Origin of the sequence: Duodenibacillus massiliensis (genome assembly GCF_928721995.1) — a bacterium.
Taxonomy (GTDB): domain Bacteria; phylum Pseudomonadota; class Gammaproteobacteria; order Burkholderiales; family Burkholderiaceae_F; genus Duodenibacillus; species Duodenibacillus massiliensis.
On the sequence record NZ_OV788642.1, the window covers coordinates 1,759,528 to 1,783,536 of the forward strand.

A 24,009-nucleotide genomic window follows, 5' to 3' on the forward strand; every position below is an offset into this window, starting at 1 on the left:
CAGGCGGGCTTCAGAGCCGCTCGCCCGAATCCATCACCACACGCATCAGATCGGCAACGGTGCCGGAGGCTGTTTTATCCATAATGGAGGCGCGGTGGGCTTCCACCGTCTTAATGGAGATACCGAGGTCATCGGCAATCTGCTTGTTAAGGCGCCCGGCTACGATGCGCTCCAGAACCTGGCGTTCGCGCGGCGTGAGTTTGGCAAGTTTCTGGCGCCCCGCGGCTTCCCGCTCGTTGAGACTGCGTCTGCGGCGAGCTTCACCGAGCATTTTTTCCACGAGCTGCCTCAGAGCCGCATGGTCAAAGGGTTTTTCAATGAAGTCGACGGCACCCTTTTTCAGGGCGTTGACGGCCATCTGCACGTCGCCGTAGGCCGTGAGAATGATGATCGGAAGGTCTGCCTTGCGGGCAATGAGGTGTTCTTGGACTTCCAGTCCGCTCATGCCGCTCATGCGCACATCAAGCAGCAGCACGGCAATGGCCTGCGGATCGTACTTTGCGATAAAGCTTTCGCCGCTGTCGAAAATCTCCACCTTGTAGTTGCCGGCTTCCAGAAGCCAGCGCACGGAATCGCAGACGGCCTCATCGTCGTCGACAACGTAAACAGTGCCCAAAGGCTGCTGCGGCTCGGTGAAGTAATCCGGGAAAGCCATAAATCAAACTCCTGGAACAATAGCAATCGGTCGTGTTTCTTATTGTACCGCACCGAGGGTTTACGCGTAAGGGTTAGTTTTTATTAGAAACGGTTCGCGGGCTGTATCCGGCGACACAAAACGTGACGGTTGCGCTGAATTGTCCTTCGGAAAGAGCGGTCAGTGAGAGGCGTCCTCTGCAGGCCTCCAAAATGCGCCGCACGACAATGAGTCCCGTGCCGCTGCCGCCTTTTTTGCGGTTTGCGGCCGCAGGTCCCTGCGCGGCGGTGAACGCCTCGTCTGCGTCCGCAACGGGGTTGGTGAGCGTGAAAACGAGGGTGCCCCCCGAGACCGTGACGGCTGCGCGGGCTTTAGTGCTGCCCGTGTCAGAAGCGGCTTCTGCGGCGTTTTTCAGCAGATTAAAAAGGAGCTCTTCCAAAAGGACCGGGTCGCAGACAACGTTCGTACCGCAAAGGCCTTCGGCCGGACAGGAAAAGGCCGGAAAAAGGGTCTGCACGCGGGTAAGCCCCGCCTTAAACGCCTCTGAAAAAAGGGCACGGCCCGCAGCCGTTGTCTGCGCGCGGGTGAGTGCCCGGAGGGCCTTGGCGGTGCCGAGCGCTTTTTCTGTCTGCGACTTAATTTTGGCGAGTCCTTCTTCGAGCTTTTCGGGGGTAAGGCGCCCGCCGTGAAGGAGTTCCAGGAGAGCCGCCGCGTAATTGTCGGCAGCCGTCACCGGCTGCATGAGCTGATGCGCGAGAAACTGAGCCTCTGGGGTGTCCGTTTCGTTGTGTCCTGTTGCCATGGTTTCCAATCTGCGCCCGCGTTTGCCAAAATTCGCTCTGTTGAGACGGTTAAACACCGCCCCGCAGAGGATTTAAAAGATGAATCAGAACGATCTTAAACGCAAAACCGCCCTTGCGGCGCTTGACTATGTCACCGACGGCGAAGTGCTTGGCGTCGGTACCGGTTCCACGGTGGATTTTTTTATTGATGCTCTCAAAGAAGCCGGGAAAAAGCCGTCCGCCTGTGTGTCAAGTTCCGAGCGCTCCCGCAAAAAACTGGAAGCCCTGGGCTTTAAGGTGATTGACCTCAATACGCTCGAAGACCGCATTTCGGTGTACGTGGACGGGGCCGATGAAATCAACGCGGACTTTGAAATGATCAAGGGGGGCGGCGGCGCGCTCACCCGTGAAAAGATCGTGGCCGCGGCTTCCGACACTTTTGTCTGCATTGCTGACGCAAGTAAAAAAGTCGATGTGCTCGGGCGTTTTCCCTTGCCCGTTGAAGTCATCCCGATGGCTGCCCGCCTTTTAACCCGGGAACTTGCCGCCCTGGGCGGGCGTCCGGTGCTCCGGGACTTTGTGACTGATAACGGCTGCCGGATTCTCGATGTGCACGGGCTCTCGATTACGGACGCCAAGGCGCTTGAAGACAAGATTAATTCGATGGCGGGCGTCGTGACGGTCGGGCTTTTCGCCCGGAGAGGGGCGGATGTGCTGTTGCTCGGAACGGAAGAGGGCGTGAAGACCTTCAAGGTCCGTTAAGCGCATAGACAAAAAAGCCGGCTAGACGCCTTTGTCGAGTCTTCGCCGGCTTTTGCTTTGGAGGGAAGCGGAATTATTCAGGCTTCTTTTCTTCCACAGGCACATGATTGGGGACGGCTTCCACGCCCTCGCCGAAGAAGTAGCGTTCGCACTGCTCCATCAGATGCTTGCGGATCTTGGGGTCGGCGCAGTTCAGACCGTACTCATTGATCATCATCGTCTGCAGCTTCTTCCAGTCTTCCCAGGCTTCTTTGCTGACTTCAGCCCAGATGCGCTTGCCGAGTTCGCCCGGAACCGGCGGAAAATCGAGCCCTTCGGCGTTTTTGTTGAGTTTGATGCAGTGCACGGTGCGTGCCATGGTCGTTATTCCTTAAAGTTGCTTGATAAAAATCTGTGAGCGCCGGTTCCAGTTGTACATGCGCTGCTTTTCAATCGGAAGGCTCTCGAGGTCCGCAGCCTCAAACCCGTGATTGATAAACCAGTGCGATGTGCGCGTGGTGAGCACAAAAAGCCGCGTGAGCCCGAGTTCGCGGGCACGCTGCTCGATGCGGCGCAAAAGCCTGTCGCCGTCGCCGCTGCCCTGATAGGCCGGATGCACGGCAAAGGCGGCCATTTCCCCGATTTTAGCTTCCTGATAGGGATAGAGGGCGGCCGAGCCGTAAATGATGCCGTCGTGTTCCAAAACAGTAAAGTGACTGATTTCGCGCTCAAGCTTTTCGCGCGGGCGCTTTACAAGGATCCCTTCGTTTTCAAAGGGCTCAAGCAGCTTCATGATGCCGCCCACGTCGTCGGCGACCGCCTCACGCATGCTTTCCATATTCTCTTCGGCAATCATCGTGCCCACGCCGTCGTGCGTGAAAAGCTCGGTCAAAATGGCGCCGTCAACCATCCAGGGGACGATGTGCACGCGGCTCACGCCGTTACGGATCGCCTTAAGGGCAAAGTTGAGGTTGTAGACGTCTTCAGCGTCGACGCGTTTGTCGCCGATCAGTTTTTCGGCCTGTGTGGCCGTGAGTTCCGGGGCCATGACCCCGTCAGGACGAACGCCTGCAACCCCGACCTGAAGAATGAGTTTGTCGGCCTTGATGGCAGAAGCGATGGACGTGGCGACGTCTTCGGTCGTGAGGTTAAAACCTTCGCCCGTGGGGGAAAAGCCGAAGGGGCTCACGAGCACGACAAAGCCCCGGTTTAAGACGTCTTCAATACTCTGGGCGTCGACTTTGCGCACAAGACCGGTGTGCCGGAAGTCCACGCCGTCAATAATGCCCATGGGGCGGGCGGTCACAAAGTTGCCGGAGACCACGCGGATGCGGGAGTGCTGCATCGGGGTGTTGGGAAGCCCCTGGGAAAACGCTGCTTCAATGTCAAACCGCGTTTCGCCGCAGGCTTCCTTCACGCATTCCAAAACCGCTTCATCGGTGATGCGCACGCCCTTATGAAATTCACCCGCAAGCCCCCTTAACTGCATCAGCTCTTCAATCTGAGGGCGCGAGCCGTGCACGAGCACGAGCTTGATCCCGAGGCTCGCAATAAGGCTTGCGTCCATCACGAGGCGGTTCAGAAGCTTGGTGTCGGCCACCACTTCGCCCGCAAAGCTGATCACAAAGGTTTTGCCGTGGAAAAGATGCACGTAGGGCGCGGCCGAGCGCAGCCACGCCACCCAGCGTGAGAGGTCGGCGGCGGCCGGTTCTGTGACCGCGGGGACGGCTTTCTGCGTCTCTGCGGCGTGATTTTCTTCTGTCGGCATGGTGTTTCCTTGCTGTGTGCAAAACGGCCGGAAAAGCCAGCAGCTGTCGGCCGTAAGCGCATCCTACGCCGAATTCGCATCTGAGTCTGAGTAGAATGGCAGGTAAGCGATGGTTTCTAGTGCTCATCGCGTCCTCCAACGCCCGCTTGTTTACGAGACTTGCGGGCGTTAACTTTTGGCAGTTTTCTGTACTCAACAGACGCCGCAACGGCGGCACTGTGATTCGGCGGAACTCTGCCAACACCGAATCCCGGATATCGCCTTCCTCAAGGGCGAAACGGTTGCGCGGATTCTGCGGAAGTTCGGATTTGTTTCGTGGTTGGGCCTTCCCCGACTTCGTTAAAATGGCGGCCTTCTGTTATTTCGTCCGTTTTTTCAATTCCTTATGACAGATTCAGCCTCGGCCCGTCCGTTCGGTGATTTGCGCAGCCTTATTGAGGGCCGGAAGGCCACTTTTCTGGCGGCTGCGCCCAAGTTAGCGGCAAAGCCTCAGACCCCGCAGAAACCGGATCAGCTCAAAAAGGCCCGGCAGCCCGAAAAAACGGCCGTGCAGGAAGTGAAGACGGGCCGTGCGGCAGCAAAGCAGCCCACAGAGAAAAAGCAGCCGCAGCGCGCGCCGGTAAACCGCAGAAGTGAGATGCCGGCCCAAGGGCCCCTTCAGAAAGCCCGCCGGGCGGATCATGAAAAAGCCCGAAAACCCGCGGCACCGGCAAAAGCGCGCTTAAGTTTTGAAGAATCCCGCAACCCGATTCCGCCTTTTGAGCTCGCGCCGGGGCTGCCCGTAAGTGAGCAGGGTGATCTGCTTGTGAAGGCCATACGAGATAACCAGGTGATCATCGTCTGCGGTGAAACGGGGTCGGGGAAGACCACGCAGCTTCCGAAAATCTGTCTGATGGCGGGGCGCGGCAAAAAGGGGCTTATCGGTCACACTCAGCCGCGGCGTATTGCCGCAAGTTCCATCGCTAAACGCATTGCTCAGGAACTGAACACCGAGCCCGGTGAGGTGGTGGGCTACAAGGTGCGCTTCACCGACGTCACTTCGCTCGGCGCCACCATCAAGCTGATGACCGACGGCATTCTCCTTGCGGAAACCCAGACCGATCCGCTGCTCAAAAAATACGACACGATCATTATCGACGAAGCGCATGAGCGCTCGATCAATATTGATTTTCTGCTGGGGTACTTAAAGCGCCTTCTCTCAAAGCGTCCTGACCTCAAAGTTATTGTGACGTCCGCAACAATTGACTCCGAGCGCTTTGCCAAGCACTTCGGTAAAGACGCCGAGCATCCGGTCCCTGTCTTTACGATTTCAGGCCGCATGTATCCGGTGGAAATCCGCTGGAGACCTGTGGAAGACCTCGACGAGGAAGACGACCGCACGCTTATGGACGCGGTTGCCGATGCCGTTGATGAACTGGAGACGGCAGGCCGCGGCGACATTCTTGTCTTTTTGCCCGGAGAACGTGAAATCCGGGAAGCCGCGGAAGTGATTGCCAAGCATCACCGCCCCGGGATGATTGATATTCTTCCCCTGTACGCACGGCTTTCGGCGCAGGATCAGGAGCGCGTTTTTCGACCGGGCGGCTTAAGACGCGTGGTGCTTGCCACAAACGTGGCGGAAACCTCCATTACGGTGCCCGGAATCCGCTTTGTGGTGGATACGGGCTTGGCGCGCATCAAGCGCTACTCCTACCGCAACAAAGTGGAGCAGCTTTTGGTTGAGCCCGTGAGTCAGGCTTCGGCCAATCAGCGTGCCGGCCGCTGCGGCCGTGTGGCCGACGGTATCTGTATCCGTCTTTATGGGGAAGAAGATTTTGCCCGGCGCCCGGCCTTTACCGATCCGGAAATCATGCGCTCCAACCTGGCGGCGGTGATTCTGCGGATGAAGTCCTTAAAACTCGGCGAAGTCCGGGACTTTCCCTTTGTGCAGGCGCCGCCCGCGCGCGCGGTGGCCGACGGCTATCAGATTCTCAATGAATTAAACGCAACGGACGACATCGGAAACCTCACCGAGGTCGGTAAGACTCTGGCGCGTCTTCCGGTGGACCCGCGCCTTTCGCGGATGCTCCTTGCCGCGCACGAGAAGGGGTCTTTGGCTGAAGCGCTTGTGATTGTTTCCGGTCTTTCGATTCAGGATCCCAGAGAGCGGCCTGCGGATGCGGCGGACGCCGCCGACAACGCGCACAAGATGTTTAAGGACGAAAAAAGCGACTTTTTGTCCTATCTCAGAATCTGGCGCTGGTACGAAGAGGCACGCGCCAAAAAAGAAAGCAACCGGAAACTTACCGAAGAGCTGCACCGGCGCTTTATTTCTGCGCGAAGGCTTCACGAGTGGCGCGACGTTTTTAAGCAGTTAAGTGAACTTACGAGCGAGATCGGCTGGACCGTGAACACCAAGCCCGCCCGCTACGAAGAGATTCACGAGGCACTGTTAACAGGGCTTTTGAGTAACCTCGGCTGCCGGCAGCTTGACGCCGACTTCCGGGCGCCCCCGTATCTCGGTGCCCGCGGCATTCACTTCTGGGTGTGGCCGGGCTCGGGGCTGGCAAAGAAAGCCGCAAAGTGGCTCATAGCCGCGGAACTCGTTGAAACAAGCCGGCTTTTTGCCCGCTGCGCGGCTGATATTGAGCCGCAGTGGGTGGAAAGGGCCGCGGCGCACCTCATCAAAAAGAGCTGGACGGAACCGCACTGGGAGAAAAAACGCGGTGAAGTGGTGGCGCTTGAAAGGGGGACGCTCTACGGGCTCCCCGTTTACATGCAGCGCCGTGTCTCCTTTGCCCGGCATGATCCGGTGCTCGCGCGAGAACTTTTTATCCGCGAGGGGCTCGTCGGCGGGGACTTTGACAGTAACGCCGCCTTTTTCCGGCACAACATGCAGCTTGTGCGGGAAATCCGCGACATTGAAAACAAAAGCCGCCGTCCGGACGTTTTGGTCGATGATGAACTCATTGTGGCTTTTTACGATGAGCGTATCCCCAAGGACGTGACGGATCAGGCGGGCTTTGAAGCGTGGCTCAAAGAGGCGGTAAAAGACAATAAAAAGGTGCTTTACCTCTCCCGGGAAGAGCTCATGCGCCACGATGCGCAGGGGGTCACCACGGACTTCTTCCCGAAGAAGGTGACGGTTGCGGGGGTTGAGATGGGGCTTACCTACCACTTTGAACCCGGTGCACCGCGCGACGGTGTCACGATGACGGTGCCGATTTTCGCGCTCAATCAGGTTAATCCCGTGCGCTGCGAGTGGCTGGTGCCGGGTATGCTCAAGGAAAAGGTGCAGAGTCTTTTAAAGAGCCTGCCGCAGCGCTTAAGACGGCACTGCGTGCCGCTGCAGCAGTACGCCGCGGGCTTTTTCGAGCGCACCAAGGGGGTTCAGGTCGGCTCCAAAACCCTCATTGATGCCCTGATCGACGATATTGCCCAAGAGAGCGGCGTGCGCTGTCAGCGGGAAGACTTTAAAACCGAGTTTCTCGCCAAGCACCTCATCATGAACTTTAAGGTTGTTGATGAGCACGGCCGTCAGCTCGGTATGGGCCGAAACCTTGCCGAACTCAGAAGTGAGCTCGGAGAGGAGGCTCAAAAGAGTTTTCAGACCGTGGCGCAGGCCGATGAATCGATTGCCGAAGATTTGGCCGACAACATCACGGTCTGGAATTTCGGGGAACTGCCTGAACTTATGGAGATCAGCCGCCGGGGTGAGACTCTGATCGGGCACCCGGCCTTAGTCGACCGGGGAGACGCGTGCTCCCTGGAAGTCTTCGATGATCCGCTGCAGGCAAAGGCCGCGCACCGCGCGGGGCTGCGTCGCCTTTTCATCATTCAGATGAAAGAGCAGGTGAAGTACCTCGAAAAGAACCTCTCGGGACTGCACCGCGTGCAGATGCAGGCCGGTGTCATTGAGGAGGTAAGTGCCGCCTTTGAAAGCTTTGAAGCGCTCCGCGACGACGTGGTGGCAGCGGCCGTTGAGACCTGCGCGATGGCTGAACCCTGGCCCGTGAACGCCGAAGAGTTCGGACACCGCAAGGACGAGGCGCGGACAAAACTCACGCTCATCGGCCAGGAAATTGCCCGCACGCTTGAAGCGGTGACGGCGCAACTCGCGCTCGTGCCCAAAAAACTGCAGGGCGCCAAGGCCTGGCCCGAGGCCGTCAAGGACATCAAAAATCAGTTGCGGGGGCTTTTCCCGAAACACTTTCTCCTGGTGGTGGGGCTTGACAGACTCAGGCATTACGAGCGCTACGTGAAGGCGGTCAACAGCCGTCTGGACAAAATCCGTAATGATCCGGCAAAAGACGCCGAACGCATGGCAGACATCACCCGCCTTTCGGTACCGTACTTCCGGGAATTGGCCGAGCGGCGCGGACAGCCCGATGAGCGGCTCACGGACTTCCGCTGGCTTCTTGAAGAGCTGAGGGTGTCCTTCTTTGCTCAGGAATTGAGAACCCCGATGCCCGTGAGCGTGAAGCGCCTCACCAAGGTCTGGGAGTCGATCCGCCGACTTTAAAAAAATTGTTAATCTGGTTGATTTTGAAGAAATTTTTCCTTAGCATTAATAGGGTTTTTGCCGTTTTCGGGCGCGTTTTTTTCGGGGCTCTCCGCGTGTTTTTCCGTCAATTGTTGATTTCAGTCAGTGCTGCTTTTGTGCTGGCAGGCTCGGCCATTGCCGCGCCCGCCGCCACGGGCGACGCCGTTGCAAGCCTGCGGCCCGCCTCGGTTTATGCGCCTGCCAAGCCCCAGGTGAAAACGCCCAAGCGCCGCACCCGTGCGCGCTTTACGCGCCAGAGACCGTCGGTGGCGATGCTCGCGGGCCTGCGCGATACACCGGATCCGCTGGAACTTTCGAGTTCCGTTGCCTATATGGCCGATCAGGACTCGGGCGAAGTCTTTTTTGAGAAAAATGCCGATGTGCGCCTTCCGATCGCTTCCGTCACCAAACTGATGACGGCTCTGGTGATTGTGGAAAGCGAACTGCCGATGAAAGCGAAACTGCGGGTGACGCGCGCCGATTACGTGAAGTCGCGCGCGGAAAGTAAGCTCAGAAACGGAATGGTTTTAACGCGTGAAGCCACGCTGCAGGCGGCGCTTATGAGCTCCGACAACCGCGCCGCGCACATGCTTGCGCGCACGTATCCCGGGGGTGTTAAAGCCTTTGTGAAGGCAATGAACGAGAAGGCTGCGGAACTCGGCATGACAAGTAGCCGCTTTACCGATCCCACGGGACTTTCCAACGAAAATATTTCCACGGCCCGCGATCTCGGGCTTTTGGCGGCGGCCGCACACGGCTATGCCGTGATCCGTAAGGCATCGACAACGCCCACGGCACTACTAAACGCCGGGATTTCGAAACTTCGCCTTCAGACCACAAACCGTCTGATCGGTGATCCGCGCTGGAATGTGGGACTGCAGAAAACGGGCTTTACGACGGCAGCGGGCCGCTGCATGGTGGTGCAGAGCGAATTTGCCGGGCACCGCCTTGTGATGGTGGTGCTTGACTCCGCCACCAACGGTAAGCGCGCCGACGATATGCTCAGGATGCGCCGCTGGCTTGAGGACGAAACCGAGTATCAGGCGGTCTTTGCCAAGAGCACTCCTTACGAGCTGATGTAAGACCCGGCAGAGGCAAAACCTTCGGAAAAAAACCGAAGGTTTTTTCGTATCAGGGGCGGTATCATGACCCGATCAGCCGGGCGCCGCGGGCGTCCTGGAAAAAACACTGCAGACACAAAGTGCAGGAGAGAAAGAAATGAAATATATCGGTATTGTGGCCGGCGCCAAACCGGAGCAGGCAACGGCTCTGAAAGCCGCACTCATTGCAAAAGATCCGCTCGTGAAGGTTGTGATTGAAGAGACGGCCATGCGGCAGGATGCGCCGGACGAACGGGTGAAGCTTGCCGACCGCAAGATTGAGCTTTTTAACGCGGTGGAAGCGCTTGCCGCAAAGGGCGTGAGAATTGCCGCCTTTACCTGTGCGTGCCCGCATGCCTGGTTTGATGAGCTCGCGGCCGAGGTGAGCATCGCCGTGGTGGATGCCTGCGGCGCCAAGGGCGAGCCTCTTCCCGTTGAAGACTACGCGGAAAAGCTGCTTTCAACGTGTGATGCGCTGCCTGCGAAACCCTACAAGGTGGGACTTATCGGCGGCCTTGGACCCGCTGCAACGGTGGACCTCTACGACAAGATTGTGAAGGCAACGCCCGCGACAACCGATCAGGAACATATCCGTCTGGTGGTGGAACAAAATCCCCAGATTCCGGACCGGACGAAGGCGCTTTTGGAGGGCGGAGCCGATCCCACGCTCGCACTGTACCGCTGCGCCAAGGCCCTGCAGGCCGACGGCTGTGACGCAGTCATCATCCCGTGCAATACGGCGCACGCCTTTATGCCCTACATGCGGCGTCACCTCGATGTGAATTTCATCGACATGCAGGAGTCGTGCCTCAACGAAATTCAGGCAAAGTTCGGCGATAAGGCCCGCGTTGGTCTGATGGCGACGACAGGCACCGTGCGCACCGGCATTTACTCGAAGAAAGCTGAAGCGATGGGCATTCCCATGTTTGTGCCCGATGAGGCGCATCAGGCGCGCGTAATGGCGGCGATTTACGGGCCCAAGGGCGCCAAGGCGGGATTTACCGACGGCATCTGCCGCGAGGACCTCGTCAGCGCCGCCGAGTACCTGGTGAAGACCTATGACTGCAACGTGCTCATTCTGGGCTGCACGGAGCTGCCGCTGATTTTGGATGAAGGGGATTTTGACTGCGCAGGTAAGACGGTCTACATCATCGATCCGACATCGTCTCTGGCGCGTCGCGTCGTAAAGACCGCGCTTGCCGCCAACAAGGAGCGCGGTTTCTGACAAGAAAAACAGCGGCAGTGCCCGTCTGAGCACTGCCGCTTTGAGTCCTGCCTTTAAATCAGGCGGCGGGCTGCGCCGCTGAGGCAAGTGCCGCCGAGATCTGCGCCGCGCCCTTAACGAGCAGGTCCACAAATTCGGGCTTACGTTTGATCTCCGTGTCAGAGACCAGTGTGACGGCCGCCGTGATGCGGCCGTTTTCGTCCCTGATCGGCGCACCGATGCAGCGGATGCCGTATTCGAGCTCTTCGTTGTCTTCGGCCCAGCCTCTTTCGCGGATACGGTCCAGTTCAATGATGAGTTTTTCGCGGGTGGCAAGCGAATGCGATGTGCGCGGTGCCAGATGCGTGCGCTCGATGTAGGCGCTCAGATCCTCGGGCGTCATTTCTCTTAAAAAGAGTTTGCCGCCGCTTGTGCAGTGCATCGGCGCCACGGCTCCCACCTGGCGGGAAAACCGCACGCCGGTTTTGGGCGCGTAGACGTGATCGATGTACATGATCGAATCCGCCGAGCGCATCGAAAGGTTGACGGTAAGCTGCGTTTTTTCGTAAAGCGAGCGCATCACGTCAACGGCTGCAGTGCGCACGGGAAGCGCCCGGCGCACGCGGTTGCCGTACTCGAGAAACCGCAGGCCCAGACGCCAGCAGTTTTCCGTCGTGTGCTCCAGAAATCCGAGCTCGGTGAGGCTCCACAAAAGCCTGTGTGCGGTAGACGCGTGAATCCCGGTTTCCTGCACGATGCGGTTGGAATTAACCGGGTCCGAGCCGGCAGCGACCACGTCGAGAATTTTGACGGCGCGGTCAAGAACCTGCACGGTTTTGATGTCTGAATCTTTATCAGCTGCCATGACGCTGGCTTCCGGACGTTTCTTCGGCGGCAGCGCTTTCGAGCTGCTGGGCCACGATTTCCGCGACGTCAAGGAAGAGAATCTCGTCCTTGGCGCCTTCTTTTTGCTGAGCCTGCGCGCTTGTGAGCATCGTGAGGCAGTGCGGGCAGGCGCTTGCAACGACTTCGCTCTTGGTGTCCTTGAGTTCTTTCAGGCGGATCACGTTGATGCGGGCCGGCCGGTCCATAAAGATCTGAGCGCCGCCCGCGCCGCAGCAAAGCGTATCGGCCTTACTGTGTTTGGCTTCGCGCAGGTGTGCGCCTAGGGTTTCGAGCACCCGGCGGGGTTCGGCGGTGATGCCGTTCATGCGCGCGAGATAGCAGGGATCGTGCATCACGGTGAAAAACTGCGATTTACTCACCTTGATGCGCCCTTCGGTGATGAGCCGGTCAATGAGAACCGTGTGGCTCACGCAGTTAAAGGTGCCGCCCTCAAACTGGGGATACTCGTTTTTAAGGGTGTTAAAGCAGTGCGGGCAGGCCGCAACGAGTTCCTTGAACTGATACTTTCTGAGGTTTTCGATGTTTTCGGCAGCAGCTGTCTGAAAGAGGTATTCCTCACCGGCGCGGCGAGCGAAGTCGCCGTGGCAGCGCTCTTCCTGCATTACGGCAAAGTGAATGCCGGCGGCCTTGAGAATCTTCACCATGGCGCGGGCAATTTTCTGCGCCCGGCGGTCGTAACTGGCTGAACACCCCACCCAGTAGAGTACGTCGTAGGCAACGCCGGGTTTGGCAACCGGCACATCCAGGTCCTTGGCCCACGCAAGGCGGCTGCCCGGGTCCATGCCCCAGGGGTTACCGACCGAAGCGGTGTTTTCCAGGGCGCCGGCGAGCCCTTCGGGGAATTCGCCTGTTTCAAGCGCAAGATGCCGGCGCATCAAGACGATGAGATCCGGAATCGGAATGTCGGCGGGACAGGCGCGCGCACAGGCGCCACACGTGGTGCAGCTCCAGAGCGCGTCACGGCTCACGAGCCCCCCAATAAGTTCCTTGTCGTTTGCCGCATCGCGCATTCTGTCTCGGAGCGTCATGATGAGCGACTTCGGATCCAGAGGCGTATCAGCCTTGACGGCCGGGCACACGCCGCGGCAGCGGCCGCATTCGGTGCAGCCGTCAAAGCGGGCGCGGTCGCGCCAGGTGAACTGCTCGTACTTGGAAATGCCGAACGTTTCCTGCTCTTCGATGTTGTCGATTTTGGCAATGGCACCCGCGGGCGACACTTTCTGCCAGAAAATGGAGATCGGCGTCTTAAAGATGTGCGAATAAAACGTGAGCGGCACCGCGGCGATGAAAATCAGCGAGGCAAGCCCGTGCACAACCCAAAGAAAGAGATGGGCTGTGGTCAGAAATTCCGGGGTGCTGCTCGCAAACAGCTGGGAAAGGAGGTTACCCACGGGAGAAAACTCACGCCAGGCGGGCTGCTGCACCGCAAGGCGCAGGGCTTCAACGAAAAAGCCCGTAATGATGATGGCGGCAAGGCTTGCAATAAGGCAGGCAAAGCGCCCGTTGCTTTCCACCCGCTCGTCGTGCGCCACAAAGCGGCGCCAGGCGCCGTAGCCGAGGCCGATTAAAGCGGCAAGGCCGGCCGTATCCAGGATGAGCTTGTAGACAAGATAAAAGCGTCCGGTCAGAAACTGCTGCCCGAACACATAGTGACCGACGTCCCAGTCAAGCGTGGCGGTGGCCGTTCCCCAGAAAAGGAAAATGCAGCCCCAGAAAATCGCCAGATGTGCTTTGCCGCTTGCGCCACGCATGACTTTGCTTTGTCCGAGTACCTCGCAGAAAAGATTTGCGATGCGCCGCTTGCGGGGGCCTTCAGGCGTTTCGGGCGCCGCTCCCGCGCGGCGCTCCCTGATCACACGGATAATGCCTGCCGCGCAGAAGATGACGGCGATGAGTCCGATGATGTAAACGCCGATTTCGGCCCAAAGCGGTACGTTCCAAAAGGCGGGACGGACAGGAAGAGTGGAAGACAACATGGCTGTCGCTGTAATTGTTGTGTTGGGGTTTTCAGAGGCTGCGGTGTTTTTCGTTTGTCGGTTTGCGGCAGGAAGCCGCGCCGTCAGACCTCTCTTAAAGGTGCGGGCGATTTTACCGCACCAAACCATGAGCGAAGTATCGGATATTTCGGAGAAAAAGAGCCGGAATCAGACTGCTGAAACCGGCTCAGAAAAAATGTATGTCAGTGCTTTTGTTCAGCGCGCCACTTGGCAACGGCTTCCACGCACTCAGCCACCAGAGCCGGTCCCTTATAGACAAAGCCCGAATAAAGCTGCACGAGTGCGGCGCCGGCCTGCATCTTGATGACGGCGTCTTCCCCGGTCATGACGCCGCCCGAGGCAATCACGGGGCGTTCGCCCTTGAGGTGCTCGGTAATGAGGCGCAGACATTCGGTGGAGCGCTCCATCAGGGGCTTACCGGAAAGGCCGCCCGTTTCCTCCCAGTGGGGCAGCCCCTGAACGGAGGAGTGATCAATCGTCGTGTTGGTGGCAATCACCGCGTCCATGCCGTAGCTCACAATGTGGTCCACGGCGCGCAGGATGGCCTCGTTATCGAGGTCGGGCGCAAGCTTCACGGCGATGGGCTTGTAGGCCAGACCCTGCGTTTCCATGATCTTTTCACGCTCGGTCTTAAGGGCCTCGAGCAGTTCGCACAGGGGTTTGTCGCCTTGGAGCGTCCGCAGATTCTTGGTGTTGGGGCTTGAAATGTTGACGGCGATGTAATCGGCCTTGGCATAGGTCTTCTGCAGGCAGATACGGTAGTCGCTCACCGCATTTTCAATGGGGGTGACGGCATTTTTGCCGATGTTGATCCCCAAAACACCGCCTCTGAGCTTAAAGGCGTCGGCACTCTTTAAGTTCTTGAGCACCTTGTCGCATCCTTCGTTGTTAAAGCCCATGCGGTTGATGATGCCTTCGGCGGGAATCACGCGGAAACAGCGCGGCTTGGCGTTACCGGGCTGCGCGAGCGGCGTAATCGTGCCGATTTCGACGTGGCCGAACCCGAGGGCACCGAAAGCGCTTACACGCTCGCCGTCCTTATCCATGCCGGCCGCAAGCCCGATCGTATTGGGAAAGCGGATGCCCATCACTTCCACCGGATCTTCCGGGGGCGTGTGGGTAAGCAGCTTATGAAGACCGAACGAAGTGACCCAGTCCAGGTTCTCCATGATCAGATGGTGGGCAGTTTCAGGCTGCATCTGAAAGAGAACGCTCTTGGCAAGTTTGTAAAGCATGGCGGTTTATCGTTTGTAAATGGCGGCAAAATGCTCTGCCGCAGGGGAAAAATGCACGCGCATTTTCCGACAGCCTCTTCAAACTTTCAAGCGGCTGTCAGCATATGGTGTGCGGCGTAGGCCGAAAGCACTAAGTGTTGTTGTTTGTGCATTTTAACAGAGCGGGGCCGTCGGGGTTGGCTGGCTTTCGGAAAACCGCTGTAAATCAAGGCGAAAAAACCTCAGGCGGGGCGTAACTCAGGTAATGGCCGCAAAAGGCGCTTAAAAATTTTTTGGCGCAAAGCTTGACATCAGAAAAATCGTTCTGTAATATGCGCTGTCTCTGCTGATGAGGCAGAGCGAAAACTCGGATCGCGGGGTGGAGCAGTCCGGTAGCTCGTCGGGCTCATAACCCGAAGGTCGGAGGTTCAAATCCTCCCTCCGCAACCAACGACAAGTTTTCGGTGTTCTTTAAAAATCTGAAACAGACGAACCGATAAGTGTGGGTGCTTCTGAAAAATGCAGTTTCTTCGTGGAAACGCAAAAAAAATCGGAAGTACTCAGACTTTAAGCCAAAGAAATGATTGAGATTTATCTCAGTCAGTTTCTGCGAGTGATTTGAGTACGACCAAAAAAGCAGGATTCAAGTGAAGAGTTTGATCCTGGCTCAGATTGAACGCTGGCGGCATGCCTTACACATGCAAGTCGAACGGCAGCATGGAGAGCTTGCTCTCTGATGGCGAGTGGCGAACGGGTGAGTAATACATCGGAACGTGTCCGTTTGTGGGGGACAACCGTCCGAAAGGATGGCTAATACCGCATAAGACCTGAGGGTGAAAGCCGGGGACCGCAAGGCCCGGCGCAGACGGAGCGGCCGATGCTTGATTAGCTAGTTGGGGAGGTAAAGGCTCACCAAGGCGACGATCAATAGCTGGTCTGAGAGGACGACCAGCCACACTGGAACTGAGACACGGTCCAGACTCCTACGGGAGGCAGCAGTGGGGAATTTTGGACAATGGGGGCAACCCTGATCCAGCCATGCCGCGTGCGGGAAGAAGGCCTTCGGGTTGTAAACCGCTTTTGTCAGGGACGAAAAGCTCCGGAGTAATATGCCGGAGTGCTGACGGTACCTGAAGAATAAGCACCGGCTAACTACGTGCCAGCAGCCGCGGTAATACGTAGGGTGCAAGCGTTAATCGGAATTACTGGGCGTAAAGCGTGCGCAGGCGGTTGGGTAAGACAGATGTGAAATCCCCGGGCTTAACCTGGGAACTGCATTTGTGACTGTCCGACTGGAGTACGTCAGAGGGGGGTGGAATTCCACGTGTAGCAGTGAAATGCGTAGATATGTGGAAGAACACCGATGGCGAAGGCAGCCCCCTGGGACGCAACTGACGCTCATGCACGAAAGCGTGGGGAGCAAACAGGATTAGATACCCTGGTAGTCCACGCCCTAAACGATGTCTGCTGGTTGTTGGGAATTTAATTCTCAGTAACGAAGCCAACGCGTGAAGCAGACCGCCTGGGGAGTACGGTCGCAAGATTAAAACTCAAAGGAATTGACGGGGACCCGCACAAGCGGTGGATGATGTGGATTAATTCGATGCAACGCGAAAAACCTTACCCAGCCTTGACATGTCAGGAATGCCTCGGAGATGAGGCAGTGCCCGCAAGGGAACCTGAGCACAGGTGCTGCATGGCTGTCGTCAGCTCGTGTCGTGAGATGTTGGGTTAAGTCCCGCAACGAGCGCAACCCTTGTCATCAGTTGCTACGAAAGGGCACTCTGATGAGACTGCCGGTGACAAACCGGAGGAAGGTGGGGATGACGTCAAGTCCTCATGGCCCTTATGGCTGGGGCCTCACACGTCATACAATGGTCGGAACAGAGGGCAGCGAAGCCGCGAGGTGAAGCCAATCCCAGAAAACCGATCGTAGTCCGGATTGCAGTCTGCAACTCGACTGCATGAAGTCGGAATCGCTAGTAATCGCGGATCAGCATGCCGCGGTGAATACGTTCCCGGGTCTTGTACACACCGCCCGTCACACCATGGGAGTGGGGTTCACCAGAAGACGTTTGCCCAACCGCAAGGAAGGCGGCGCCCACGGTGGGTTTCATGACTGGGGTGAAGTCGTAACAAGGTAGTCGTACCGGAAGGTGCGACTGGATCACCTCCTTTCTAGAGAAAGTTTCTGAAAAGGGACTGCAGTAAAAGAAGGAAGTTCCCACACTTATCGGTTGAGTCTGTTGAAGTTGTAATGCGGTTGGGTCTTTAGCTCAGCTGGTTAGAGCATCGTCTTGATAAGGCGGGGGTCGATGGTTCGAGTCCATCAAGACCCACCAAACGCAGTGCATGAAACACGCGGGGGCATAGCTCAGCTGGGAGAGCACCTGCTTTGCAAGCAGGGGGTCAACGGTTCGATCCCGTTTGTCTCCACCAGACATTCAGTTCAAAAGCTCTTGTATGAGAGTTTTTAAACGGAGTGTCTTCAGTACGAAGATGCACCGAGCTCTTTAAAAATTTGGAAAAAGAAGTAAAGCGTTCAATTTCAGCGTTGATGAGACGCTGAAACGGGATGTGATTGCATTTGAACTGAGTTTCAAATCTTCATTGAACGAGAATCTCAACGAATTAACCAAGAGAACAGCACGTTACGAAATCAGTCACGTGAATACTCTGCGGGCAAAAGGCTGCAGGGTTATAGGATCAAGTGACTAAGTGTATGTGGTGGATGCCTTGGCGATCATAGGCGATGAAGGACGTGTAAGCCTGCGAAAAGCTGCGGGGAGTCGGCAAAAAGACTTTGATCCGCAGATGTCCGAATGAGGAAACTCACCGGGTAACCGGTATCACAAACTGAATACATAGGTTTGTGAGGCGAACGCAGTGAACTGAAACATCTAAGTAACTGCAGGAAAAGAAATCAACCGAGATTGCGGCAGTAGCGGCGAGCGAAACCGCAGCAGCCTAGTCTTTGATAATGCATGGTGACAGCAGAACGGTCTGGAAAGGCCGGCCACAGTGGGTGACAGCCCCGTATGCGAAGTCCGGTGCATGGTACTAAGGAGACGATAAGTAGGGCGGGACACGTGACATCCTGTCCGAAGACGGGGGGACCATCCTCCAAGGCTAAATACTCATGATCGACCGATAGCGAACCAGTACTGTGAAGGAAAGGCGAAAAGAACCCCGGGAGGGGAGTGAAATAGAACCTGAAACCGCATACATACAAACAGTAGGAGCCCTACGGGGTGACTGCGTACCTTTTGCATAATGGGTCAGCGACTTACGTTTTGCGGCAAGCTTAACCGAGTAGGGGAGGCGCAGCGAAAGCGAGTTCGAACAGAGCGATAGAGTCGTAAGGCGTAGACCCGAAACCAGATGAGCTAACCATGGCCAGGTTGAAGGTGTGGTAACACACACTGGAGGACCGAACCGACCGGTGTTGCAAAACCGGCGGATGAGCTGTGGTTAGGGGTGAAAGGCTTAACAAATCTGGAGATAGCTGGTTCTCCCCGAAAACTATTGAGGTAGTGCCTCGTGAATGACTCCGGGGGGTAGAGCACTGTTATGGCTAGGGGGACATGGCGTCTTACCAAACCATGGCAAACTCCGAATACCCGGAAGTTGAATCACGGGAGACAGAGCACCGGGTGCTAACGTCCGGACTCAAAAGGGAAACAACCCAGACCGCCGTTTAAGGTCCCAAATACAGGCTAAGTGGAAAACGAAGTGTGAAGGCTAAGACAGTCAGGAAGTTGGCTTAGAAGCAGCCATCCTTCAAAGAAAGCGTAATAGCTCACTGATCGAGTCCTCATGCGCGGAAGATGTAACGGGGCTAAGTCTGTAACCGAAAGCGCGGATTTGCACGCAAGTGCAAGTGGTAGGGGAGCGTTCTGTAAGCCTGCGAAGGTGTGTGGTAACGCATGCCGGAGGTATCAGAAGTGCGAATGCTGACATGAGTAACGATAAAGCGGGTGAAAAGCCCGCTCGCCGTAAGCCCAAGGTTTCCTGCTCTACGTTCATCGGAGCAGGGTGAGTCGGCCCCTAAGGCCAGGCTGAGAAGCGTAGCTGATGGGAAGCAGATTAAGATTTCTGCACCGACGTTAAGTGCGAAGGGGGGACGGAGTTTTGAGCATCATCCGGGTGTTGGATGTCCCGGTTTGTGCGTGTAGGAGGCCGGCAGGCAAATCCGCCGGCGAATCTCCGAGACAAAGCATCGAGCTTCATTTAGAAGCGAAGTGATGGGATGAACTTCCAGGAAAAGCCTCTAAGCTATAGCTTAATGTCGACCGTACCGTAAACCGACACAGGTGGGCGAGTTGAATATACTCAGGCGCTTGAGAGAACTCGGGAGAAGGAACTCGGCAAATTGACACCGTAACTTCGGGATAAGGTGTGCCTTTGTAGTGTGAAGAGTGAAACACTCCGAGCATGAAGAGGTCACAGAGAATAGGTGGCTGCAACTGTTTACTAAAAACACAGCACTCTGCAAAGACGAAAGTCGACGTATAGGGTGTGATGCCTGCCCGGTGCCGGAAGATTAAGTGATGGGGTGAGAGCTCCTGATCGAAGTCCCGGTAAACGGCGGCCGTAACTATAACGGTCCTAAGGTAGCGAAATTCCTTGTCGGGTAAGTTCCGACCTGCACGAATGGCATAATGATGGCCACACTGTCTCCTCCCGAGACTCAGTGAAGTTGAAATGTTTGTGATGATGCAATCTCCCCGCGGCTAGACGGAAAGACCCCATGAACCTTTACTGCAGCTTTGCATTGGACTTTGAACCGATCTGTGTAGGATAGGCGGGAGGCAGAGAACCGAGGACGCCAGTCTTTGGGGAGCCGACGTTGAAATACCGCCCTGATTTGTTTGAGGTTCTAACCGCGGACAGTAAACCTGTTCCGGGACCGTGCATGGTAGGCAGTTTGACTGGGGCGGTCTCCTCCTAAAGAGTAACGGAGGAGTACAAAGGTACGCTAGGTACGGTCGGAAATCGTGCTGATAGTGCAATGGCGCAAGCGTGCTTGACTGCGAGACCGACAAGTCGAGCAGATGCGAAAGCAGGTCATAGTGATCCGGTGGCACTGAATGGAAGGGCCATCGCTCAACGGATAAAAGGTACTCTGGGGATAACAGGCTGATACCGCCCAAGAGTTCATATCGACGGCGGTGTTTGGCACCTCGATGTCGGCTCATCTCATCCTGGGGCTGTAGCCGGTCCCAAGGGTATGGCTGTTCGCCATTTAAAGAGGTACGTGAGCTGGGTTTAAAACGTCGTGAGACAGTTTGGTCCCTATCTGCCGCGGGCGCTGGAAGATTGACGGGGGCTGCTCCTAGTACGAGAGGACCGGAGTGGACGCACCTCTGGTGTACCGGTTGTCACGCCAGTGGCACAGCCGGGTAGCTATGTGCGGAAGAGATAACCGCTGAAAGCATCTAAGCGGGAAACTTGCCTGAAGATAAGTCTTCCCGGAGGCTGGACCTCCCAGAAGAGTCGTTCGAGACCAGGACGTTGATAGGTCAGGAGTGCAAGCGCTGTGAGGCGTTGAGCTGACTGATACTAATTGCTCGTGAGGCTTGATCCTATAACCGTGCTGCCTAGCCTAATGTAAGGCAGTTGAGAAACGGACAATGGATTTTGAAGCGCAGTGAATGCAAATAATCGCGTTCCGACGCTTACTTCTTTTTGCAAAGACTTCGTCACGGGAGTTCAATTGATGAACTTCTGAGACAACAGGCTTTGCCCGGCGGCCATACCGTGGCGGTACCACTCCTTCCCATTCCGAACAGGACAGTGAAACGCTTCTGGGCCGATGATAGTTGGTTGTATTTCCAGTGAAAGTAGGACACTGCCGGGCTTTACCATTTAAAACCCTCGGGATCAAAACGGTCTCGGGGGTTTTTCTTTGCCTAAAGGGTTTGTTCCTAGCCATTTTGCCGTATGGTTTTTTACCCCGGGATGCGTAGACTCATGGCTTCTCGAGCGGCCATATGAGCCGCACCGAAATAATCCCGTACAACAATAGGAAAAGGAACCTACGGTATGAATATCAAAAAGATTGCGCTCGCAGCAGCGACCGCGCTTGTTGTCGTGAGCGTCAACGCCGAAACCCTGCGTGTCGGCAGTGAGACGGTCTATCCCCCCTTTGAATTCCTGGATTCAGCGTCCGGCAAGTACGTCGGCTTTGACATTGATCTCATCAACGCCATCGGCAAAAAGGCCGGGTTTGACGTGCAGATCTATTCGATGGGCTTAGACGGCCTGGTGCCGGCGCTTGTTTCAGGCTCCATTGATGTGGCGGTATCCGCACTCACGATTACGCCCGAGCGTGCAGCCAAGGTTGATTTCTCGGACCCCTACTACAAGAGCGGTCTCTCGATCATGACGCACAAGGATAACGTCGACAAGATTAAGGGCGCGAAGGATCTGGAAGGCAAAACCCTTTGCGTTGAAATCGGCAGCTCCGGGGCACTCTTCTCTCAGCGTCTCAAGGGAACGAAGATCCGCACGTTTAATTCCGCTGCGGAAGCCTTTTTGGAAGTCAACCAGAAGGGTTGCTGGGCGATGGTGAACGATAAGCCCGTGAACGAATACTTCCTCACCCAGAAGGCTGCGCGCAACCTGAACCTGAGGGAAGTGCCGGTGATCCTTTCTGAGGACGATTACGGCTTTGCCGTGCAAAAGGGTAATGCCCTGCGTGAACGTCTCAACAAAGCCTTAAAGGCTGTGCGTGAAGACGGTACGTACAAGAAAATCTACGTGAAGTGGTTCGGCGATACGCTCTAAAGCGTACGCTTAACGCACACTAAAACGCCCGGTTTCCGCGAAGAAATCGGGCGTTTCGTATTCAGGCGGCGTCAGTGTGACGCCGCCTTGGTGGGTGAACCGTTATTTGAATTCAACCGGTTCACCGGCCTTGTCATTCATGCGGCGGTAAACCGTGGCCATGATGGGGCCGGAGACGTTATGCCAGAAGCTGAAGACCGCAGCGGGCAGTGCCGCGAGAGGCATCGTCGCGAAGTGCGCCGTTGCAAGCGCCACGCCAAGGGCCGAGTTCTGCATACCGATTTCGATGGAAAGGCATTTGCACTTCGGGAGTTCCATGTGAAAGACCTTGCCGAGAATGTAGCCGAGCAAAAGTCCGAGACCGTTGTGCAGAATCACGACGGCAAGAACGAGCAGGCCTGCCTTCTCAATCGTGGGGCGGCTCACGGCAACGACAGCCGCCAGAATCAGCACAATTGCCACTACGCTTACCAGCGGGAGCGCCGAGACAGCCACTTCCACCTTACGACCGAAGAGCGACTTCACGGCCACACCCAAGGCGATCGGAATGAGCACGATCTGGCAGATGGACCAGAACATCGCGAGCGGATTGATTTCCACCCACTGGTTGGCGAGGAAGTAAATCAAAAACGGCGTGACAAGCGGCGCGAGAATCGTGGTGCAGCTCGTAATGGTCACGGAAAGCGCCACGTCGCCTCGGGCCAGGAAGGTCATCACGTTACTGGCGGTGCCGCCCGGGCAGCAGCCCACAAGAATGACGCCCACGGCAATATCGGGCGGCAGGTTCATCGCCCAGCAGAGAAACGCGGCAATTGCGGGCATGATCACAAACTGACCGACAATACCGATGAAGACGTCGCGGGGGCGCGTTAAAACGGCCTTAAAGTCGCCCACGGAGAGCGTAAGACCCATACCGAACATCACAATCCCGAGAAGAATCGAGACGTAGGGCAGAAAAACCTTAAAGGTTGCAGGAAAGTAAAACGCGAGGGCGGCAAAGACAAGCACCCAGAGGGCAAAAGTCTTGCCGAAGAACTGACTGACGGAGGCCAGAGTTTTCATTTTTCTTAACTTCTTTCGCAATGCATGTAAACCAACGGTGCAGACGGTACCGGCATCGGGGTTGTCCGGCGCAGACCGCACGAATTTGACTGCTTCTGCAGGCGCAAAGGCTGTGAGCCAGGCCTTCAGAACGTAACAGCCAACGTTTTCCGCGGGCCGTTTGTGTTGACCTCAGAAAACGCCCCGGCACGCTTTTTCCTTTCGGTGGATGCGGAAAAAACCGGGTAACCGTCATGCTAGAACGGTTTTACTGAGGCTTCATAGTGCCTTGTGCTTACAGCGTGGTTTTTTTGAAGAAAAGAAGTCCAAATTGTGCGCGTATAGATACATGCATAGATTAATCGTCAAAGTTTTGCTTTAAATCAATGGCAAACAACGATATTTTGCGCAAAAAAGAACATCTCTACAGGTATCTATGAGCACACCATGCCCAACATTACGCTTCCGGAACTGCCGCCCCTGATCATCAACGGTTCAGCCAAGAACAGGGACGCAATGACGTACAAGAACACTTGGGTTCCCGTTAAGAAGCGTCCTGCCCGCAGCAAGGGGAATTCCCGCTCTGTCGGTAAGTGCCTGCCGGTCAACGGTAAGAAGGATTGCTGGGAGATTGTTTTCAAAGAGGACTTTAAAAAGGAGCACCCCGGACTGGAGAAGTTCCGCGTTTATCGCTACAGAGGCGGACGACTTGAGTTCAAGCCCATTGATCCCGAGGACTCAATTCGGCGGACCAAAGAGATAGTCCGCTTACACGGTGGTGCTACTTGGGCGTTGAATCAGCTGGTGGGGGCTACACCCCTGGCACGGGCGTTGCAAGCAACATTTCCCGGAGGGATGGATCTTTGATGAAATCGTAGGCCGGAAGAAAGAGCTCTTTTCAATCTTGGGTCTGCAGGCACCCACAGCCGAACAAATCAGCACTTTGCCCTAGGACGATGATGAACCGCCGGCCGATCTCGATATGCCTGTAGAACTCTCCGATCTGGATTTGCCGCCGGACCTTGATGACTGAGCCCGGATACGCAAAAGGCCGTCGTAATGGCGGCCTTCTACGTACGTGCGCAAGTTACAGAGAAAACGCACAATTTTGTGAGAAGCGGGTGCGGCAAGCACAAATGAAAAGGTCCTGACACGTTTGTATCAGGACCTTTATGAATTCTGGCTCCCCGAGTTGGGCTCGAACCAACGACCCACGGATTAACAGTCCGTTGCTCTACCGACTGAGCTATCGGGGAATGCAGGACGCGAACTATACAGGCGTTTTTCACTCTTGGCAAGTCCTTACAGCCG

At 56.4% G+C, this 24,009-nt stretch carries 14 protein-coding genes, 4 tRNA genes and 3 rRNA genes; 12 read left to right on the forward strand and 9 right to left on the reverse strand.

All coding sequences use genetic code 11. The annotated features are described in order from the left end of the window. Window positions 1-10: 10 nt before the first annotated feature. Window positions 11-655 carry a response regulator transcription factor gene (locus NXF97_RS08130; protein WP_022373472.1) on the reverse strand — a complete coding sequence of 215 codons (645 nt, stop codon included), beginning with the start codon at window positions 653-655 and terminating at the stop codon, window positions 11-13. Window positions 656-728: 73 nt separating this feature from the next. Continuing rightward, window positions 729-1,436, reverse strand: a complete 708-nt coding sequence (locus NXF97_RS08135; protein WP_274955682.1) for an ATP-binding protein — start codon at window positions 1,434-1,436, stop codon at window positions 729-731. Window positions 1,437-1,515: 79 nt separating this feature from the next. Here NXF97_RS08135 and rpiA point away from each other — a divergent pair, with 79 nt between their 5' ends. After that, a complete protein-coding gene (gene rpiA / locus NXF97_RS08140) occupies window positions 1,516-2,178 on the forward strand; it encodes a ribose-5-phosphate isomerase RpiA (protein WP_274955683.1) in 663 nt (220 codons plus the stop codon). A 73-nt stretch (window positions 2,179-2,251) separates the two neighbouring features. On the opposite strand, the gene NXF97_RS08145 is transcribed toward rpiA, so the two are convergent. After that, window positions 2,252-2,536 carry an oxidative damage protection protein gene (locus NXF97_RS08145; protein WP_274955684.1) on the reverse strand — a complete coding sequence of 95 codons (285 nt, stop codon included), beginning with the start codon at window positions 2,534-2,536 and terminating at the stop codon, window positions 2,252-2,254. Window positions 2,537-2,548: 12 nt separating this feature from the next. Further along, a complete protein-coding gene (gene argA, locus NXF97_RS08150) occupies window positions 2,549-3,925 on the reverse strand; it encodes an amino-acid N-acetyltransferase (RefSeq protein ID WP_274955685.1) in 1,377 nt (458 codons plus the stop codon). A 385-nt stretch (window positions 3,926-4,310) separates the two neighbouring features. On the opposite strand from argA, the gene hrpA reads away from it, so the two are divergent. The 3 genes from hrpA to NXF97_RS08165 all read left to right on the forward strand — a co-directional run bounded on the left by hrpA (window position 4,311) and on the right by NXF97_RS08165 (window position 10,772). Continuing rightward, window positions 4,311-8,426, forward strand: a complete 4,116-nt coding sequence (gene hrpA / locus NXF97_RS08155) for an ATP-dependent RNA helicase HrpA (protein ID WP_274955686.1) — start codon at window positions 4,311-4,313, stop codon at window positions 8,424-8,426. A 137-nt stretch (window positions 8,427-8,563) separates the two neighbouring features. Continuing rightward, window positions 8,564-9,529 (forward strand): D-alanyl-D-alanine carboxypeptidase family protein, encoded by a 966-nt coding sequence (locus tag NXF97_RS08160; RefSeq protein WP_274955687.1) that lies wholly within the window; start codon window positions 8,564-8,566, stop codon window positions 9,527-9,529. Window positions 9,530-9,665: 136 nt separating this feature from the next. Continuing rightward, window positions 9,666-10,772, forward strand: coding sequence for an aspartate/glutamate racemase family protein (locus tag NXF97_RS08165; protein WP_274955688.1), 1,107 nt, complete (start codon window positions 9,666-9,668; stop codon window positions 10,770-10,772). 58 nt (window positions 10,773-10,830) lie between these two features. Here the strand turns inward: NXF97_RS08165 and NXF97_RS08170 are convergent, their stop codons facing one another. From NXF97_RS08170 to NXF97_RS08180, 3 genes are all read right to left on the reverse strand, one after another. Then, window positions 10,831-11,616 carry an IclR family transcriptional regulator gene (locus NXF97_RS08170; protein WP_022373480.1) on the reverse strand — a complete coding sequence of 262 codons (786 nt, stop codon included), beginning with the start codon at window positions 11,614-11,616 and terminating at the stop codon, window positions 10,831-10,833. Further along, complete coding sequence (locus tag NXF97_RS08175; RefSeq protein ID WP_274955689.1) at window positions 11,606-13,633, reverse strand: heterodisulfide reductase-related iron-sulfur binding cluster; 2,028 nt, start codon at window positions 13,631-13,633, stop codon at window positions 11,606-11,608. The genes NXF97_RS08170 and NXF97_RS08175 overlap by 11 nt, the downstream gene beginning before the upstream one ends. Before the next feature lie 203 nt (window positions 13,634-13,836). Then, entirely contained in the window at window positions 13,837-14,889 is a 1,053-nt protein-coding gene (locus tag NXF97_RS08180) for a quinone-dependent dihydroorotate dehydrogenase (RefSeq protein WP_274955690.1), read from the reverse strand. Window positions 14,890-15,241: 352 nt separating this feature from the next. On the opposite strand from NXF97_RS08180, the gene NXF97_RS08185 reads away from it, so the two are divergent. The 7 genes from NXF97_RS08185 (at window position 15,242) to NXF97_RS08215 (ending at window position 21,657) form a co-directional block, all read left to right on the forward strand. After that, a tRNA-Met gene (locus tag NXF97_RS08185) sits at window positions 15,242-15,318 on the forward strand. 194 nt (window positions 15,319-15,512) lie between these two features. After that, window positions 15,513-17,046, forward strand: a 16S ribosomal RNA gene (locus NXF97_RS08190). An 87-nt stretch (window positions 17,047-17,133) separates the two neighbouring features. Then, window positions 17,134-17,210, forward strand: a tRNA-Ile gene (locus tag NXF97_RS08195). 21 nt (window positions 17,211-17,231) lie between these two features. Further along, window positions 17,232-17,307 (forward strand) — tRNA-Ala (locus NXF97_RS08200). A 265-nt stretch (window positions 17,308-17,572) separates the two neighbouring features. Next, window positions 17,573-20,455: ribosomal RNA gene (locus NXF97_RS08205) — 23S ribosomal RNA — on the forward strand. Window positions 20,456-20,613: 158 nt separating this feature from the next. Continuing rightward, window positions 20,614-20,728, forward strand: a 5S ribosomal RNA gene (gene rrf / locus NXF97_RS08210). Together the 16S, 23S and 5S rRNA genes with 3 tRNA genes alongside form the textbook arrangement of a ribosomal RNA operon. A gap of 185 nt (window positions 20,729-20,913) precedes the next feature. Then, the gene (locus NXF97_RS08215; protein WP_274955691.1) at window positions 20,914-21,657 is read left to right on the forward strand and encodes a basic amino acid ABC transporter substrate-binding protein; all 744 of its coding nucleotides are present in this window, start codon (window positions 20,914-20,916) and stop codon (window positions 21,655-21,657) included. Window positions 21,658-21,759: 102 nt separating this feature from the next. Here the strand turns inward: NXF97_RS08215 and NXF97_RS08220 are convergent, their stop codons facing one another. Next, window positions 21,760-22,719, reverse strand: coding sequence for a bile acid:sodium symporter family protein (locus NXF97_RS08220; RefSeq protein ID WP_022372444.1), 960 nt, complete (start codon window positions 22,717-22,719; stop codon window positions 21,760-21,762). 426 nt (window positions 22,720-23,145) lie between these two features. Here NXF97_RS08220 and NXF97_RS08225 point away from each other — a divergent pair, with 426 nt between their 5' ends. After that, window positions 23,146-23,565 carry a hypothetical protein gene (locus NXF97_RS08225; protein WP_274955692.1) on the forward strand — a complete coding sequence of 140 codons (420 nt, stop codon included), beginning with the start codon at window positions 23,146-23,148 and terminating at the stop codon, window positions 23,563-23,565. A 313-nt stretch (window positions 23,566-23,878) separates the two neighbouring features. On the opposite strand, the gene NXF97_RS08230 is transcribed toward NXF97_RS08225, so the two are convergent. Continuing rightward, window positions 23,879-23,954, reverse strand: a tRNA-Asn gene (locus tag NXF97_RS08230). Window positions 23,955-24,009: the final 55 nt, after the last annotated feature.